This window comes from Dyadobacter sp. AC419 (genome assembly GCF_979253085.1).
In genome coordinates this window covers 287,764-306,140 of the sequence record NZ_CEEDCD010000023.1, presented here as the reverse complement: position 1 = coordinate 306,140, position 18,377 = coordinate 287,764, and the positions used below count along the sequence as shown (strand labels likewise).

Annotated in this window: 15 protein-coding genes; 12 read left to right on the top strand and 3 right to left on the bottom strand. The window is 47.5% G+C overall.

Annotated elements, in window-relative coordinates; all coding sequences use genetic code 11:
• Positions 1–51: 51 nt before the first annotated feature.
• On the bottom strand, positions 52–477 hold the full coding sequence (locus tag AC0IYG_RS21705) for a helix-turn-helix domain-containing protein (protein ID WP_471713168.1): 426 nt from the start codon (positions 475–477) through the stop codon (positions 52–54).
• A gap of 296 nt (positions 478–773) precedes the next feature.
• On the opposite strand from AC0IYG_RS21705, the gene AC0IYG_RS21700 reads away from it, so the two are divergent.
• The 12 genes from AC0IYG_RS21700 (at position 774) to AC0IYG_RS21645 (ending at position 17,223) form a co-directional block, all read left to right on the top strand.
• A complete protein-coding gene (locus AC0IYG_RS21700) occupies positions 774–1,895 on the top strand; it encodes a glycoside hydrolase family 26 protein (protein ID WP_471713166.1) in 1,122 nt (373 codons plus the stop codon).
• 71 nt (positions 1,896–1,966) lie between these two features.
• Positions 1,967–5,125: a SusC/RagA family TonB-linked outer membrane protein gene (locus tag AC0IYG_RS21695; protein WP_471713165.1), complete on the top strand. Its 3,159-nt coding sequence runs from the start codon at positions 1,967–1,969 to the stop codon at positions 5,123–5,125.
• Entirely contained in the window at positions 5,094–5,246 is a 153-nt protein-coding gene (locus AC0IYG_RS21690; protein ID WP_471713164.1) for a hypothetical protein, read from the top strand. The genes AC0IYG_RS21695 and AC0IYG_RS21690 overlap by 32 nt, the downstream gene beginning before the upstream one ends.
• A gap of 11 nt (positions 5,247–5,257) precedes the next feature.
• Positions 5,258–6,937 carry a RagB/SusD family nutrient uptake outer membrane protein gene (locus AC0IYG_RS21685; RefSeq protein WP_471713163.1) on the top strand — a complete coding sequence of 560 codons (1,680 nt, stop codon included), beginning with the start codon at positions 5,258–5,260 and terminating at the stop codon, positions 6,935–6,937.
• A gap of 29 nt (positions 6,938–6,966) precedes the next feature.
• Positions 6,967–8,127: a glycan-binding surface protein gene (locus AC0IYG_RS21680; protein ID WP_471713162.1), complete on the top strand. Its 1,161-nt coding sequence runs from the start codon at positions 6,967–6,969 to the stop codon at positions 8,125–8,127.
• A 17-nt stretch (positions 8,128–8,144) separates the two neighbouring features.
• The gene (locus tag AC0IYG_RS21675; protein WP_471713161.1) at positions 8,145–9,005 is read left to right on the top strand and encodes a hypothetical protein; all 861 of its coding nucleotides are present in this window, start codon (positions 8,145–8,147) and stop codon (positions 9,003–9,005) included.
• Positions 9,006–9,035: 30 nt separating this feature from the next.
• Positions 9,036–10,346 carry a serine hydrolase domain-containing protein gene (locus AC0IYG_RS21670; protein WP_471713160.1) on the top strand — a complete coding sequence of 437 codons (1,311 nt, stop codon included), beginning with the start codon at positions 9,036–9,038 and terminating at the stop codon, positions 10,344–10,346.
• Between the two features lie 53 nt (positions 10,347–10,399).
• Positions 10,400–12,205 carry a PQQ-dependent sugar dehydrogenase gene (locus AC0IYG_RS21665; protein ID WP_471713159.1) on the top strand — a complete coding sequence of 602 codons (1,806 nt, stop codon included), beginning with the start codon at positions 10,400–10,402 and terminating at the stop codon, positions 12,203–12,205.
• Positions 12,147–13,142 carry a c-type cytochrome gene (locus AC0IYG_RS21660; protein WP_471713157.1) on the top strand — a complete coding sequence of 332 codons (996 nt, stop codon included), beginning with the start codon at positions 12,147–12,149 and terminating at the stop codon, positions 13,140–13,142. Before AC0IYG_RS21665 ends, AC0IYG_RS21660 begins: the two co-directional genes overlap by 59 nt.
• A 27-nt stretch (positions 13,143–13,169) precedes the next feature.
• Positions 13,170–15,368 (top strand): alpha-galactosidase, encoded by a 2,199-nt coding sequence (locus AC0IYG_RS21655; protein ID WP_471713156.1) that lies wholly within the window; start codon positions 13,170–13,172, stop codon positions 15,366–15,368.
• A gap of 168 nt (positions 15,369–15,536) precedes the next feature.
• A complete protein-coding gene (locus AC0IYG_RS21650; protein WP_471713155.1) occupies positions 15,537–16,319 on the top strand; it encodes an alpha/beta hydrolase in 783 nt (260 codons plus the stop codon).
• A 91-nt stretch (positions 16,320–16,410) separates the two neighbouring features.
• Positions 16,411–17,223: a sulfite exporter TauE/SafE family protein gene (locus AC0IYG_RS21645; protein WP_471713154.1), complete on the top strand. Its 813-nt coding sequence runs from the start codon at positions 16,411–16,413 to the stop codon at positions 17,221–17,223.
• A gap of 28 nt (positions 17,224–17,251) precedes the next feature.
• Here AC0IYG_RS21645 and AC0IYG_RS21640 read toward each other — a convergent pair whose 3' ends face one another.
• Both AC0IYG_RS21640 and AC0IYG_RS21635 read right to left on the bottom strand, forming a co-directional pair.
• Positions 17,252–17,818, bottom strand: a complete 567-nt coding sequence (locus AC0IYG_RS21640; RefSeq protein ID WP_471713153.1) for a cupin domain-containing protein — start codon at positions 17,816–17,818, stop codon at positions 17,252–17,254.
• Positions 17,819–18,022: 204 nt separating this feature from the next.
• Positions 18,023–18,337 carry a DUF1016 N-terminal domain-containing protein gene (locus AC0IYG_RS21635; protein ID WP_471713261.1) on the bottom strand — a complete coding sequence of 105 codons (315 nt, stop codon included), beginning with the start codon at positions 18,335–18,337 and terminating at the stop codon, positions 18,023–18,025.
• Between the last annotated feature and the right edge of the window lie 40 nt (positions 18,338–18,377).

Sequence of the window (18,377 nt, the reverse complement as noted above, 5' to 3'; positions counted from 1 at the left end):
GGCTAGTTCTCCTGTAAATTAGGCGTTGCGTATTTCAAGGTTCGCATCAAATTACTTCCCGCCAATCAACCGCTCCAACCGCCCCATCATCTCATCCTTCTCCTTCAACATCCGCTCATACAATGCAATCTTCTCCTCATGAAGCTGAATAATCTTTTCGATAGGATTTAGATAAATGGTGCCCTGATTAAATGAGTTGTCATTTGCATGATCGTGGTAAGTATTTGTAATGATATTAATTGCCTTCTCCTCATCAAAATTCCGAATAGCCTCAGCTGGAATTTTCAAAATTGCAGAAACTTGCTCCAAAATATCAGCATCAATCTTTTCCTTCTGTTCGAGCAATGAGATTTTTTGCTCGTTCCATTCTTCGCCGAGCTCGAACGCAAGGAAATCTTGTTTGATCCCGAGCATTTCTCGAAATCTTTTCAGGTTGCGGCCTTCGTGAATCTTTGGATTGGAGGTAGTATGTGTCATACAGTGACGGTTTTTGTTAAAAAGGCAATTTATATAAATACTGCGGGAAGTTCAGGTATATTTTACAGGCCAGGGAATGTAAGTTACCGGTTGCAGATTGTTGGGTACGTTTTTCAGGATTGCATGCTGCTATGCATTGGTGCTGCTCTAAGCAGAATTGGACTGACTCCAAGGGTTTTCCCTAAGTTTTAAAAAAGTAGGGTTTCCCTTATTCTATGTCCATGTTGATTCGTCCTATTTTTGCTGGATAAAATTCTATTTATCCTGCGGGACCTTCATGTACATTAATTTTTAAAATGATTCGAATATCAATCGCTTTAATCGTCTTCTTTTTTGCCTCAAATGCTGTGACCCGGGCGCAAAAACTGATAGACCCGAAAGCAACAAGAGAGACGGCGGCACTATACCAGAATATGCACAAGCTTGCCAAAAAGCACATACTTTTTGGACATCAGGATGCTACGGATTATGGTCACGGCTGGCGTGATGAAGCTGGAAGATCGGATGTAAAATCGGTCGTTGGCGCGCATCCGGCGGTTATTGGTGTGGACATTGCGCCGCTGACAGGCAGACCTGCGGAATCCATAAAAAAGAGTGAAGAGCGTTTAAGAAAACTGGTTACCGACACCTACGCCCGTGGTGGGATTACAACCATCTCCTGGCATTTTTCTAATCCGGTTTCGGGGGGCGGTTTTTACTGGAAAGATTCCATTTCATTGCCAGCGGTGAAATACATTGTTCCGGGCGGAAAAAACCATGAGGATTACAAGCTCATTTTGCAAAGTCTGGCTGGCTGGTTCAAAAGTCTGAAAGGCGCGAACGGAGAAGCTATTCCGCTTATTTTCAGGCCTTATCATGAGTTTGATGGCGATTGGTTCTGGTGGGGAAAGTCACATTGCACGCCAGATGAGTTCAAGTCATTGTGGCAATTCACGGCAGGCTATCTGCGGGATAGTCTGGATGTTCATAACCTGATTTACGCCTTTTCTCCTGACAACAAATTTAACAGCGTTGCAGAGTTCACCGAGCGTTATCCGGGAAATGAATGGGTTGATATGGTCGGCATGGATAATTACGGAGATATGGGCCGCGATGGCAAGTACAACCTGGATCAGGCGATAAAAAAAATCAAAATTGTCAATGACTTTGCATTGGAAAACAAAAAACTCGCCGCATTCACCGAAACCGGTCTGGAATCCATTGTGAATCCGGTTTGGTATACCGATGTGCTGCTTAAAGTGCTGCAAAAGAACAAGTTGAATCTGGCTTACGTGCTTGTTTGGCGCAATGATACCAAAAGCCCCACCCATTATTATGCGCCATTTCCCGGGCATCCGGCCGCATTGGATTTCAAGAAGTTTTACGACGATGAATACACGCTGTTTGAAGGCGATTTGGAGCAGATTTACAGCCGATAGTGCATTCAATTTGCTGCCGGATGCGGTGGCGTTAAACGAATTATACCTTTAAAACCAAACCATGTAAAAGTATGAAACATGCTTTACTAAGTCGACGCGCCTGTGCCGCGGCTGTCACCCGCCTGGTGCCAGTGCTTAATCAGGTGAAGATCAGAAGAATGAAGAAGTTGGCAGCCTGTGTTTTTGTGCTAGCTGTAATGCAGACAAACGATGACGTATATGCAATCGGCGTTCGGGAGTTTTATGTTAAAAATAGCAAGGAAAATCAGCTGCCGGTCATTGAGGTGAGCGGCAAGGTGGTAGATGACAGAGGAGAGCCGCTGCCGGGCGTCAGCATTGTGATCAAAGGCTCAACGCAGGGAACAACCACAAGCGCAGACGGCAAGTACGCGCTGGCGGTTCCGGGAAACAACTCGGTGTTGATCTTCTCATTTGTAGGGTATTTGTCCAAAGAAATCGTTGTAGGCACGCAAAGCACCATCAATGTAACCCTAGCCGCCGATACGAAGGCATTGGAAGAAGTGGTGGTTGTGGGATATGGCGAAATGAAACGTGCCGATCTGACCACCGCACAGACATCCATTTCTTCAAAGGATATTGAAAAAACGGTTAATACAACCATTGAACAGGCTATCCAGGGTCGGTCCGCAGGTGTGTATGTGACGCAAAACTCAGGGCAACCGGGCGGTGGTATTTCGGTCAATATCCGGGGTGTTAACTCGATTAGCGGCAGTAACGAGCCTTTATATGTAGTCGATGGCGTGCAGATTCCGGGCCAGTCGGCTTCCTATGGATCGCAGAGTTCTTCCAATCCACTTGCTGGTTTGAACCCGGCCGACATTGAGTCCATTGAGGTTTTGCAAGGTCCTTCGGCGACTGCGATTTATGGTTCAAGAGCTACCAACGGAGTTTTGATCGTCACTACCAAAAGGGGAAAATCAGGCGATACCAAAATCTCTTACGGATATCAATATAGTTTGCAGACGCCCCCGTCGCCGCTGAAAGTAATGAATATGCAGCAATACGCGCAGATGGTGGGTGAATACCATGCCATTGCGGGCGGTGATACGCCGGGCGAATTTCTGGATCCTTCATTGCTCGGTCCGGGTACGGACTGGCAAAAGGAGCTCTTCAAAAGCGCCCCCATGAACAAGCACCAGCTGAGCCTGAGTGGTGGAAATGACAAGACAACCTATTATCTGTCAGGCGAATATCTGAAACAGGATGGTGTTGCATTAGGCTCTGGTTTTAACAGATATGGATTCAGGCTGAACCTTGATAACAAACCCAGAAAATGGGCCACCATCGGAGCAAATCTGAGCTTTAACCAAACAAATGACAACCTGACCACCAGCCAGGAAAACGTCATTGCCAGCGCATTGCAGCTGACTCCGCAGGTTCCGGTAAGAAACTTGGACGGTTCTTGGGGTGGGGGCGATGAGAACAATGGTGCCAACCAGTTTGCGCCCGTAAACCCGATCGCGATTGCCAACCTGACTACCAATAAGCTCGTAAGAAGGCAATTTTTGGGTGGATTGAACCTGGGCATTGAAATCATGAAAGGCCTGAACTTCCGCTCATCCTTTAACACAAACCTGGGCTTTTCAAATTCCACCTATTACATTCCAACCTATGCCATTGGCTGGGCCAGAAACGTAACAGCCTCACTCACAAACGGAACGGGTGTCAACACGTATTACAACTGGAACCAGCTTCTGGAATATAACAAGCAGCTCGGCAAGCACAGCATCAATGTGATGGTAACGCACGAAGCGCAGGCTTCCACCTATAAAAATGTGGGCGGAACCCGGACGGGATTTTTGACCAATGACATTCTCGATCTGGCAGCAGGTGATGCATTAACATCGAGCAACTCAGGCGGCTCGGGCGAATGGGCCATGGAATCGTATCTGGGCAGATTGAACTACAATTACGCCGATCGCTATATTGTAATGGCGACCGTACGGCGCGATGGTTCGGCCAATTTTGGTAAAGAAAACAAATGGGGCTTTTTCCCGTCGGTGTCCGCAGCATGGCGCGTTTCGCAGGAGTCTTTCTTTAATATACCCGCCATCAGCGACCTGAAACTGCGTTTTGAAACGGGCGTAACGGGAAATCAGGGCGGGGGAGGCATTTACTCGCCGATGGGAACGGGGGCAACGCCCACTTCCACGGGATTTTTGCCTACCAAATACAGCAACCAGGGTTTGAAATGGGAAGAAACCAAAACCAACAACTTCGGTATCAACGTGGCATTGTTTGACAACCGGATCCAGTTTGAAGTGGATTATTATATCAAAGACACCGATAACCTGCTGATGGAGAAGCCGCTTCCCTGGTATATGGGCACCAACGGCACGGGTGCGGTAAGCTCTCCGACGGTGAACATTGGTGCGCTGCAAAATAAGGGTTATGGCTTTACTATCAACACGATCAACATCAATAAAGGCGGCTTCAAATGGGAAAGCAGCCTGAATATTTCCAGTTTCAAAACCAAGATAAAATCGTTTTACTCCGAAAGCGCATTCGTAGACCGCACCTCCTGGTGGATGCAGGATTGGACGCAACGTTCCGAAGTGGGAGAAGCGCCGTGGCTCTTCCGGGGTTATATGGAAGAAGGTTTATTCCAGAATGTCGCTGAGATTGACGGCAGTGCAGTTCCGGTTGATAACAATGGAGACCGCTTGCCTACCAATATCGATAACATTTGGGTAGGCGATGTGAAATTCAAAGACATCAATGGCGACGGAAAGATCAATGAAATGGACCTTACCAACATTGGTAACCCATGGCCGAAAATGTTTGCCGGTTTTACCAACACATTCTCCTACAAAGGTTTTGACCTGAGTTTGTTGTTCACCAGCACGTATGGAAACGACATTTATAATTACCTCGGCAAGCTCAACACCAATGCGAGCAACATTAACCTGAGCCGCAACCTGCTCGTACACGCCATGGATTATGCCAAGCCGATCACCAACGAAGCGGGCGAAGTGGTGCTGGCCAATCCCGGAACAGACGTCGCGCGCATATCTAATGGGCCCAACAATAATTTCAACCGGCATACAGACAAATGGGTGGAGGACGGCTCATTTATCCGCCTCAAAAACGTTTCGCTGAGCTACAATGTGCCCGCCGCTTTTATGTCAAAACAGAAAGTAATCCGGGGCGCAAAGACTTTCCGTTGGCGCGCAGAATGTGCTCACATTCACCAAATACAGCGGTTTTGATCCTGAGGTAGGCGCCTACGTATCGCGGGATGCAAGTCCTGGAAACCAGGCGATCGGTCTGGATTACGGTCGCTATCCGCTGACTCCTGTTTACACTTTTAGCCTCGGCCTGGACTTCTAAAAACGAATCAGATGAAAATTTTAAACAATATCCTTTATCTCGGCAGCTTATTCGGTTCGCTGCTCGCGGTAACTTCCTGCTCAGAAGATTTTCTGGAAAGGCCTCCTGTTGACGCCATTGTGGATGCAGGTTTCTACCAAACAGATGATCAGGTTCTGGCCTCGACCGCATTGCTTTACAGCAAAGTATGGTTTGATTATAACGACAAAGCATCCTACAATCTGGGCGATTTCAGGGCCGGAACAGCGTTTTCTGCCTATAACGATCGTGGAAATGTGCTTTTTAATACCACTGGAAACACGCCGGAGAATGGTTCTGCATGGCGTTCGTTTTTTATCGTGGTGGGTCAGTCCAATCTGGCGATCAGTAACATTAATCAATATGCGGGAGACGCGGTTTCTCCGGCGATCAAGAAAATGGCGATTGCTGAGGCGCGATTTATGCGCGCCGTGGCTTACCGGTCGCTTGTGATGAACTGGGGCGCAGTGCCGATCATTGAAAATAACCTGGAACTGCTCTCCGATACGACCGTTTCACGAAACACGCCTGAAAGTGTCTGGAAGTTTCTCACAAGCGAGATGCGTCAGGTGGCCGAAGATCTTCCTGCAACACCTATACGTCCGGGCCGCATTACCCGGTGGTCGGCAGAAGGAATGCTGGCGCGGTTTTACCTGACGCGTGCAGGCGTGGAGTCCGCAGGATCGGGAACCAGAAACCAAACATTTTTGGATAGCGCCAAATACTATTCCGAAAGGGTGATTACGCAAAGCGGCTTGTCGCTGCTCAAAAACTATGGCGACCTCTTCCTGTTTCCTTATGACAACAATTCCGAGTCGCTTTTCTCGCTGCAATGGGTCTATTCCCCCGGAGCGTATGGTACGCAAAATTCGACACCGGCTTACCTGGCATTTAGTCCGGATATTGCAAATGGCGACGGCTGGGGCGGTGACAAAAGCGCCACCTGGTGGATGCTGGGTCAATATGAAGGTATAAAGCAAACGGCCACCGGTATGCAGGGACGCACCGTGGATCAGCGCCTGAAAGCAACATTCATGCTTCCGGGCGCATCTTATCCTGAGATTACGCAGACGATCCCAGGTGGTGAGCAGAAACTGATCGTTCCCAATCCAGGCGGCGACAACAATTTTGTTTCCATCAAAAAATACGTAACCGGAAAAGCCAAGGACGTCGGCGGCTTGTCGGCTTCGCAGAACTACGGACACGACACGTACATGATGCGGCTTGCTGAAATGTATCTGGTGTATGTAGAAGCGGTTTTGGGAAACAATGCATCGACCAATGATCCCACCGCACTGAAATATTACAATGCAATACATACGCGTGCTGGCTTGCCGGTGTTCGCGGGGCCTTTGACTTTCGACATTATTTTCAAGGAACGGCTGGTGGAATTTGCCATGGAAGGAATGGCGTGGTATGACCTGGTAAGCCTGCATTACTACAATCCCACGAAAGCCTATGCCATCCTGAACAGTCAGGACAGGGGATTGTTCGCTACGGCGCCAGACGTTTTTCCAAACCCGACATCATGGACATTTACCAAAACGGCCTGGTCGACGACCGAGCGCACGATCAATGCGAACAGCGGAAATTTCCTGCTTCCAATCCCGTCGGCAGAACTGAGCCAGGCGCCCAATCTGCAAAAACCCGCTGTTGATTATTACAGCAAATAATTTTCGGATTTATAAAAATCGACATTCAAATGAAAAACAGATATAGATCGGCCCTGATGTTTGCCCTGCTGGCGCTCATGGCTGCATTTCAGATTTCGTGTAAGGAAGATGACGTTGACTCACATGGCGAACCTTCCATTACTTACATCCGCGTGACCAACCCGGCCTCGTCGGACTCATTGCTGGTCGGCGCTTTCCAAAGTAACCTCATCGCGATCGTAGGGGAGAATTTGCAGAACGTTACCGAAATCTGGTTCAATGACCAAAAAGCAGTTCTGACACCAACTTATATTACCAATAAGACGATTCTGGTGAGTGTTCCCGCAATGGTCCCGAAGGAAATCAGCAACAAAATGCGCATGGTTTTCTCAAACGGCCGGACGCTCGAACACGATTTCGAAGTGCAGATCAGCGAACCCGAACTGACGGGAATGAACTGTGAATATGTGGCAACGGGCGGCATAGCGACCATTAACGGAAGCTATTTTTACCCGCCGCTTACGGTCACATTTGCAGGAGGCATAACGGGTGAGCTCGTTTCTGTAACCGACCAGATCATTCAAGTGCGTGTGCCCCAAGGCGCGCTGCCAGGGCAGGTGACGGTAAAAACTGCTTTTGGAGAAACCAAATCGGATTTCTGGTTCAGAGATAACCGCAACATCTTTTTAAGCAATGATCCCTTTACAGGCTGGTGGAACCAGGCATATGTGGTTACTAAGCCAGGCGCAGGAGATCCGGTGGCGATTAATGGAAATTACATTCGGGTGAAAGAAGCGGTCAGCGGCTGGCAATGGAAGGAAGTTGCGGGAGGACCACCCGAGGCGATGGGGCCGATCAGCAAAAACATTCCCGATGAAGCGATCCTGCGACCGGCGGATTACAACCTGAAATTCGAGGTTAATACTTTGAAGCCTTACAATAACAACCTGTTGAAAATCAATGTGGGATTGGCAAAAGACTTCATCACCGACGCTTACCAATGGGCACCGCCTTACGATACGAAGGGCGAATGGAGAACGGTTACAATTCCTTTTAACGAAATAGCAGCCAGCTATGAAACTTTGGGCGTAAAAATGGCTGTGAATCCAAACGGTTACTACACCCGGCTGCTTTTCCATGGTGGCGGAGATCTGGATGCCGATATTTCCATGGACAATTTCAGGGTAGTGCCAAAAATTCTCAAAAAGTAACATCAAAGACATTCAGGATGAAAAAAATATATGATCTGCGGTTGTTGAACGCAGCGGTTTCTCTAATGCTTGCGGGGTTGCTTGTAGCCTGCAAAGAAGATGAGGTGGCCACAAGCAGCGAAGTGCAATTGCTCAGTTTCGGGCCATCGGGCGTGAGCCTGGGGGATACGATCAGTTTTATTGGTAAAAATCTGGATAAAGTAACGTCTGTCGAACTGACAGGAGCCAGCGTTCCGGCATCTGCATTTGTAAAACAAACTCCCGATCGCATTGTGCTGACCGTTCCGAACGAAACCTCGGAAGGACTTGTAACGCTAAAAACGACCGCAGGGGACATTGTTTCCAAAACCATACTGAGCCTGGAAGTGCCCGTAGAAATTACCAAAATCCCCACGCAGGCCAAACCCGGCGATAAGATCACGATTTCAGGAAAATACCTGAATTGGGTGAAGGGAGTCACATTTGCGCAGGATACGACGATAACAGAATTTGTAAGCCAAACCATGACGGAGCTGGTCGTAACTGTGCCTTTTGGCGCTCAAACCGGCCCGGTCATTTTTTCAGCCGGTGGCACCGAACCACTTTCCATTGAATCTGAAACGGAACTGGTCATCACATTGCCAGCAATAAAAAGCTTCGCACCGGCGATTGCCGAACGTGAAAAAAACCTTACTATCACGGGCACGAATCTGGATTTGACAATGGGCGTGCTTTTTACCGGTTTGACAGAACCTGTGACAACGTTCGTCAGCAAAGCAGCCGGTCAGTTGGTTGTGAAAATTCCCAAGGCAGCCACGAAGGGGAAAATTAGTTTGATCGCTTATTCCGGATTGCCGGTTGAATCGAAAGACTCACTAAAATTCGTTGGCGAGAAGTAAGCTTTGCTATTCCTAACCCTTTAAATTATTATGAAAAAAATCTATTTAAGCATTGCGCTTTTAGCTGCATTCAACAGCACAATAGCGCAGCAGAAATCGCCTGCGCCGCAAACATCAAACTACAAAGCTGATCTCAAAGCCACCGGCACAAGCGAGGACAAAACAAAACGCATCGACTCGCTGCTGCAAAGTTTTATTGATCATAAAAAGGCGAGCAGCATTGTAGGTTTTGTTGCCAAAGGCGGGAATGTCGTTTACAATAAAGCATTTGGCTATAAAGACGTTGAAAACAAGGTTCCAGCGGCTGTGGACGATTACTATATCCTGTTTTCTCAAACTAAAGCAGTGACGACAGTCGCTTTTATGACGCTGGTGGAAAAGGGACTGGTTTCGGTTGATGACCCGGTTTCGAAATATTTCCCGGAGATATCCGATAAAGTGGCGACGGCCATTAAAGAGGATGGAACATTTGAGACAAGGCCGGTGAAAACGCCGATGACCTTCGCGCATCTCATGTCGCACTCATCGGGAATCAGCGCCGGGCTGGTAGGAAAGGCTCGTCGCGCCGAAATGGAGAAAAAAAACGCCGCTGCAACTTCGGGAGCCACGCCACCGGCAGGGCCGGGACAGCGGACTGGCGGAGCTGGCACTTCGAAGTATCTGAAAGATGAAATGATCGCGCTTGCAAAATATCCGCTGGGCTTTGATCCCGGCAGCGAGTGGAGTTACCATATCAGCACCAATATGCTGGCTTACATGGTAGAGCTCATTTCGGGCAAAAGCCTGCGTGAATATGTTAAGTCAACGGTTCTGGATCCGTTGGGAATGACCGAAACGGACTGGTATTATGAGCCCTCGAAAATGAGCCGGTTTGTGAAGGCTTACAGCGACATTGATGGCAAGCTCGTGCCGGAATCCAACAAATATAGCGAGACCACGATCAGCCCGGTGCAAACTTATGCCGAGGGCGCTATCGGGTTAAACGGACCTATCGGCGACTATGCCAAATTTTGCCAAATGCTTTTGAATAAAGGCGAGTACAATGGCAAGCGCATTCTCAAACCCGAGACCATTGAACTGATGACGAAAGTTAACCGCCTGCCTGAGGTCAATTCCGGTGGAAAAGGCTTTCAGTTCGGGCTTGGATTTGAACTTTACAATGCAGAAAAGAAACCGGTTCCTGAGGTTTCCAACACCGCATTTGCCTGGGGTGGGTTATACGGCACAGATTACATTATCGATCCGGAAAACAACATGATCGTGCTGTTTTACCTGAATATGCCCAAGCACGAGCCGATGTATAAGCCATTTTTGAGCAAAGCCTATCAGCTCTTCAAGTAATATTGTCAGCTGTTCAGACTTATAGAATTGAAATTTATTCAAGCATTTTCCTAATGTCAAAACCACACAATTTCTGCAATAGATATGCAGTGCTGAAACCTTCAATGCTCTTTTCTGCATTGCTAAGCTTGCTTTTAACAACTGAAAATTTATTTGCCCAGACCCCCAAAAAACCGGAAGCTAACCGGTTCACCAAAGTGGTTCTTGCGCAAAGGCTTGAAGAGCCCATGCAGTTTCAGATCCTGAAAGACGGCCGGGTACTTTATGCGGAGCGGAAAGGGAAGTTGAAGGTGTATGATCCAAAGTCGCAGGCCATGGAAACGGTGGCTGAGTTTGCCGTCAGTACAAAATATGTCAATAAAGCAGGCGAGGTCACCGAAGGGGAAGATGGCATGCAGGGCGTGATCCTGGATCCGGATTATGACAAAAACCACTGGATTTACATTTACTATTCGCTGGCTGGCGACGAGGCAAAAAACGTGCTGGTGCGTTACGAGTGGCATGGCAAGGAGTTATTAGAAAGCTCGCGAAAGGTGGTTCTGGAAGTGCCAGTGCAGCGTGAAGAATGCTGCCACGTGGGTGGTGGAATGCTTTTCGACAAAGACAAAAACCTGTATCTGACTACGGGCGACAATACTTTTTCCAGAGCTTCCGACGGTTTTGCCCCCCTTGATGAAAGGCCAGGAGAATCACCCCGCGATTCTCAAAAATCATCTCCGAACACCAATGATTTGAGAGGAAAAATCTTGCGCATTCATCCTGAACCGGATGGTACATACACCATTCCCAAAGGCAACCTTTTTCCTCCGGGAACGCCGCAGACTAAACCTGAGATTTACACAATGGGCAACAGAAACCCGTGGCGGCCAACGATCGATTCAAAAACCGGCTGGCTTTACTGGGGAGAAGTAGGCCCGGATGGTTCCCGTGATGATATCGAAAAACGCGGACCGCAATCCTATGATGAATTCAACCGCGCCAAAGGACCCGGGTTTTACGGATGGCCGTATTTTGTTGCCAATAATAAGGCTTATGTGAAATATGACTTCGCCACCAAAGTTTCCGGCGCGCCTTTTGACCCTGCCCGCCCGGTCAACAATTCTCCCAACAGCACTGGTTTAAAGGAGCTTCCGGCTGCGCAGCCCGCATTTATCTGGTATTCAAAAGCGCAAAGCCAGGAGTTTCCGCTCATGGAAAGTGGCGGCAACAGCGCAGTAGGCGGCCCGGTATTCAGAAAAGATGATTTCAAAAATGCATCGCGGTTATTTCCCGAATACTATGAAGGAAAGTGGTTTATCACCGACTGGGTAAGAGGCTGGATCAATGTGGTGGAAATGGATGAAAACGGCGAATACAAATCGATGGAGCGTTTTCTTCCTGACTTGAAATTAAAGGGGCCGATCGACATGAAATTCGGGCCTGACGGTGATCTGTATGTGCTGGAATATGGGAATGGGTATTTCAAAGACAACCCCGAGGCAGAACTGATCCGGATCGAATACAACAGCGGAAACAGAAAACCTTTGGTAGAAGCATCCGTGAGCAAAACGGCAGGCGCGCTTCCCATGCAGGTCACGCTGTCATCGGAAGGCACCAAGGACTTTGACGAAGACGACGCGCTGCAATACGAATGGGTTGTCACCAAAAACAAAGGCGTTTTCAAAACGCTGAAAGAGGCGAATCCTTCGATCACTTTTACTACGCCGGGCACTTATCAGGCAACTTTAACTGTCACGGATAAAGCCGGAGAAAAGAATACCAAATCGGTTGAGATAAAGGCAGGTAACGAACCTCCGGTGGTTGAATTTAAAATCACTGAAAGGGAATTCCACCTTCTATTTTCCGGGAAAAAGCATTGATTATGAGGTTCGTGTGAGCGACAACGAAGATGGCAGTCTTGCAAACAAGAAGATCGCCCCTTCCCAGGTTTCTGTCAGTACGAACTATCTTTCAGAGGGTTTTAATCTCACCCGCATCGCTCAAAAGCAAATGAGCGTGGATGCTTCGGCGCAGTATGCAACTGCCATTTCACTGATCAATAATGGGGATTGCAAGGCTTGTCATGCCATTAAAGAAAAAGTGCTGGGGCCATCTTTTACGGCTATATCTGCCAAATACAAGGGTGACCCAACTGCAATAGCAGGTTTGTCCAAGAAGATATTGAATGGTGGTTCGGGCGTCTGGGGAGATGCATTCATGCCCGCGCACCCGACCATGGCGGAAAGCGATGTGAAAGGAATTGTCCGCTACATTATGAGCTTGTCGGACGCGCCCAAACCGGCCAAAACATTGCCAGTAAAAGGCACTTATACAACCGTTGTTCCCAAGGGCGATACTGAAGGCAGCTTCATTTTCCGCGCCGCATATGCTGATAGGGGCACAAAAACAGCATCCTCGCAATCCTCGGAAGCGACGCTTGTCCTTCGAAATCCGATGGTGCCGGTAAGATTGGCCGACCAGGTAAAAGATATCAGTTTCAACAACGACAGTACGATGGCATTTGTCAGAAATTCCGGCGCGTCTTTCAGGCTTAAAGGCACTGATCTGACAGGCATCAAACACATTGAAATCGTCCGCGCATCCGGGCGGAATGCACCGACACCTCCCTCGGGAACGATCGAGGCACATGCTGGCAGCGCCGACGGAGTTCTTTTGGGAAAATTTTCCGGTGAATACAGCGATCAAATGATCCTTAACATTGCTGCCGGTGCAGCTTCCGGTGTAAAAGATGTTTATTTTGTGTTTACAGGAGCGCCGATCAGAATTAAAGCTGTTCGTTTCGGCGCCGGTGAATAAAATCAATCCATATCAAATAGTATAGTTGTGTATAAGCATATTTTCAACAGCGTTTTTCTGGCAGTAACCGCGGCCAGCTCTTTTGCCCAGAATGCGCCAACCATCATCCCGATTGAAACCAGACAGAATGTGCTGGTCTTGCAAACAGACAAGGATAATCATCTTGAAATAACTTATTTCGGAAAGAAATTAAGTCAGCCTGCAGAATACAAACTCATCCCATCACAGAGTCGCCAACAGGATGGAAATGCGGGGATTTACAACTCGGCTTACACTCCGGCGGGAACGTGGAATGTCTCCGAACCCGCGCTGCAATTGACGCATGGTGATGGAAATAAATCGTTGGATCTTGTTTATGTCAGCCACAAAACCGCTAAGGAAAACGACAATGTCAGTCTTACGAGCATTGTTTTGAAAGATCCGGTGTATGCGGTGGAGGTGACACTTTTTTACAAAACCTATTTCCAGGAAAATGTGGTGGAGCAGTGGAGTGTGATCAAAAGCGAAGAGAAGAAACCTGTTACGCTTCAAAAATACGCTTCCGCCAATCTCTATTTCATTGCAAAAGATTATTATCTGACGCATTACAATGGCACCTGGGCCAAAGAAATGAATCCGGAAGAAGAACAATTGACGGCCGGGATCCGGGTGCTGGATTCGAAACTCGGAACACGCGCGAATCTCTATCAGCCACCGAGTTTTTCCTTGTCTTTTGATAAACCGGCCACGGAAACAGAAGGGAAAGTTTTACTGGGAACACTCGCTTGGTCAGGCAATTTCAAAATGGAATTTGAGGTTGATTCTTATCATAATCTGCGGTTGATCGCGGGTATCAATCCTTACTCCTCAGAGTATCCGCTTGCTTCAAAACAGGAATTTAAAACACCTTCATTTATCTACACATTCTCAGAAAACGGAAAAGGGGAAGCCAGCCGCAACTTGCATAATTGGGCCAGAAAATACCGCATCCTGGATGGGGAAGGCACCAGAATGACGCTTTTGAACAACTGGGAAGCCACTTATTTTGATTTTAATGAAAGTAAACTTTCTGAGCTTTTCAAAGATGGTAAAAAGCTGGGTGTGGATCTGTTTTTGTTGGACGACGGCTGGTTTGCCAACAAATATCCAAGAAACAGCGACGGTGCGGGTTTGGGAGATTGGCAGGAAAATGTAAAGAAATTGCCAAACGGGATTGGCTATCTGGTGAAGGAAGCGCAGAAGACGGGAATCAAATTCGGGATCTGGGTTGAGCCGGAAATGGTAAATCCTAAAAGTGAGCTGTATGAAAAGCATCCGGATTGGGTGATCAAACAACCGCAACGGCCGGAGCATTACATGCGCAACCAGCTTCCGCTGGATTTGTCAAACCCGGAAGTTCAGGATTTTGTCTATGGCATTCTGGATAAGCTTTTTACCGAAAATCCGGACATTGCCTACATCAAATGGGACTGCAATGCAACCACATTCAACCCTTACTCGGCTTACCTCGAAAAAAGCAAGCAAAGTCAGGGCAAGCTTTATGTGGATTATGTGAAAGGACTGTATAAAGTGCTGGAAAAGCTGCGGGCGAAATATCCGAAAGTCCCCATGATGCTTTGCTCGGGGGGCGGCGGTCGAGTGGATTATGAAGCGCTGAAATATTTCACAGAATTCTGGCCCAGCGATAACACCGATCCTTTGGAGCGCGTATTTATGCAATGGGAATATTCGTATTTTTTCCCATCGATCGCGCAAAGCGCACACGTAACCGATTGGGGAAAACAACCTTTGAAATTCCGTACGGATGTGGCCATGATGGGCCGGCTGGGTTATGACATTGTGGTCAGTCATTTAAATGAAAAAGATCTGCAATTCAGCCAGCAGGCAGTCGCCAATTACAATGCAGTGAAAGACGTCATTTTCCAGGGTGATCTTTTCCGGTTGGTAGATCCTAAAAAGAATGACTATGCAGCATTGATGTACGCGGCGAAAAACAAATCGAAAGCCATTCTATTCTCCTATTTGGTCGGCAACAGGAACGGTGACGGCTCCGACACGCCGATCCGACTGGAAGGTTTGGATGCAACAAAGAATTATAAAGTGAGGGAGTTGAATCTCTATCCAGGGACCAAATCTGCGATTAAGGAAGATCAGGTTTATTCGGGAGAATATTTGATGACGGCTGGTTTTAATCCGGTTGTGAATGCGCGGAGGACAAGCGTGGTGTTGGAGATTGAGGCGATGTAGGGTGCTATTTTTTGAAGAGTTTATAATCATAAATCTTGCTTTATGAACCTGAAATGCATATTAATAACATTTTTAACACTCGGTCTTTCACTTGCCCTGCGATTTACCGCTGATGCCCAGACATCCGAAGAAAAACCACTATGGCCATCGGGTATCACAGATAATCCCGTGAAATATCCTACTGGCGAAGAGGTGGTAGATTTCGATGTAAATCCCCAGTCACTTTCAAAGAAGAACAGGGTTTTTCGCAAAGTGTCCGTTCCTACTTACGTGCTTCATTTGCCGCCGCCGGGAAAGGAAACGGGAGTAGCCGTAGTGATATGTCCCGGAGGTGGTTTTGTGGATAATTGGTTCGATCGGGAAGGGACTGACCTTGCACTTTGGCTAAAAGAACGGGGCGTTGCATCGTTGGTGTTGAAGTATCGACTTAATACCAGAGATAGCAGCAAAAATTTTGTCATTCCCAGAGAAACCTATTTCGCAGCTGCATTCGATGATGCAAAGCAGGCCATTATCACTTTGCGAAAAGATGCAGCTAAACTTAAAATTGATCCCAATAAAATTGGCATAGCAGGTTTTTCGGCTGGCGGAACATTGGCGGTAGAACTCGCAGCAACCGACGAAATCAATGAGGGATCCGGCAAGGTTAGCTGGAAACCCAATTTCGCCGGTCTTTTCTATGCTGCATTTTTAAAAAACTACACGGTTCGAAAGGAAAGTTGTCCCCCGGTTTTCCTCATCAATGCGCACGACGATAAGTTGACCACAGCCGCCAAATGTGTTGATTTTTATTCCTCATTGCTAAAAGCAGAAATTCCGGCCGAAATGCATATTTACAACAAAGGCTCTCATGGATTTGCAATGGATTTTACAAAAGGAGAAACCCTGAAATACTGGCCTGAAAGTTTTTTAGGGTGGTTAGCGGACATTGGAATGGTTCAGAAAAAGTAGGCGTTCATTAAAAGCAGCGCAAAACTTAAATCAGAAATTCCCGTGCGAAAACGATATGAACTGGCTTTTTAGACGCTAAATTGCGTCCATCATGGATCTAAGTTCTTTCAGCACAGATTATTCGTTTGCCTTGCTCGTCGCATTAAGTTCCCTAGCTTTTGTTGCCGGATTTATTGACGCGGTGGTAGGAGGGGGCGGCCTGATACAGATACCAGCGCTCCTGATCGCATTTCCGGATAAGGCTGTAGCGACCCTTTTCGGCACCAACAAGATCGCGGCTATTTCCGGAACATCTGTGGCCGCTTACAATTATAGCAAGCGGATTAGGTTTGACTATCGTCTCCTCATCGTCGTTAGTCTGGCTGCTTTTACGGCCTCGTTTCTAGGCGCCAAGGTGGTAAGCATGGTCCGGGCAGAAGTTTTACGACCAGTGATTTTGATCATTTTGATTGTAATGCTGATTTACGTTTACACAAATAAAAACCTCGGAGCAGCACAAAACAAGGGACTTCCTCTGGCTAAACAGTTGGTGCTGGGATCATTGATCGGTCTGGTAGTTGGCTTTTATGACGGATTCTTTGGCCCGGGAACAGGAAGTTTTCTGATCCTGGGTTTTGTCGTGTTGCTACGGTTCGATTTCGTAACAGCCTCGGGATATGCAAAGCTCATCAACTGTGTCACCAATATTTCAGCATTGCTTGTTTTTATCCGGAATGGCAATTTCCTGTTAGGCATCGGCCTGACAATGGCTGTTTTTAACATTGCCGGCAACATTATCGGCAGCAGAATGGCATTGCGTGAAGGAAATGGATTCGTCCGGAAAATATTTCTGGTCGTCGTTTCACTGATGATCCTGCGCTATGGTTATGACGTTTTTCAGCAATTTTTGCCAAGTTCTATTTGACATAGATAATGCGATGTAGGATGCACCATTAATCCAGTTTCAACGGTGGCCCAACCACCTTCATTTCGTTTTGTTCAAATATTTTGGCAATTTCCTGTGGCGAAGGATCATGTGTCAGCGCCGCCATTTGCAAGAAAAAATCTTCCAGTTTCCCGGCCGGCTGCAAGGTTACCAGCATTTTGCCTTTGGCCGATGCCTGCGTCCAAGCGTGGGGGACTGCCCGCGGCAGGAAGATACTCTCTCCGGCAGTCAGGCTAAATCTTTCCTTATCCACAAGGAATTCATAAGCGCCTTCCAGCACATAAAAAACTTCATCCTGGCCCGGATGCACATGCAGCGGAGTTCCACGGCCCTGACTGAGTGAAGTTTGCTCAAAAATCGCAAAACCACCATCCGTATCACTACCCGAAACCTTAACATCCAATACATTCGCATTGACGCCCTTTAACTGGATGTGACCATGTCTGCGGCCTTCCCCAGCCTTCGCTTTAAATACTTTTCCGATCATTCCCCTTAGTGCCGCTGCCTTAGCAAATACAATGGCAGGAAGTGAACAAATGACAGCCATACTGCCAATGAATGCGTTTCTTTTCATAGGATGATGAATGTTGAAGTTGATTTGTTTAGATTAAAGGCATTCAAAAAAGGAGCAAATGTGCCCATTACCGCTAAAATGGACGCGTAGCGTTTGCGTTGATTATTTAAGCTGATATTTGAGAGGAGAAGCGCAACTGAAAGTAAGGATGTGATAGGTGTGGAGTGCTACCTTTTAATAAGTTGGAAGGAGCGCGCGCAGCCGTTAAGATTGTGCGGATTGATAATGGTACCAGGTAATTCGTGCAAGTGCCTCTTGCACAATTGCTTCATTGGGATATGCAGTAGCAAATTGGCGCATATATTTCAGGTTTCTAGGCGAAAGTCCCTTCATATCAGGAAATTCTTTTCGTAGGTCCGATGCCAGTTGATCGATGACTTTCGCTCCCCAACTTACAGCCTGCTGTTGCTCGACGATCATTTTTCCAATCTGCCAGTATAGCATCAGCATTTCTGCATTTGCCGAAAGGGACGCTTTGAGGTGACTTTGGCGGATAGTGGATTTTAGTTCAGCAGGGATTTGCGGGTATTAATTGGCGGCGAGTTGCATTCAGATTTAG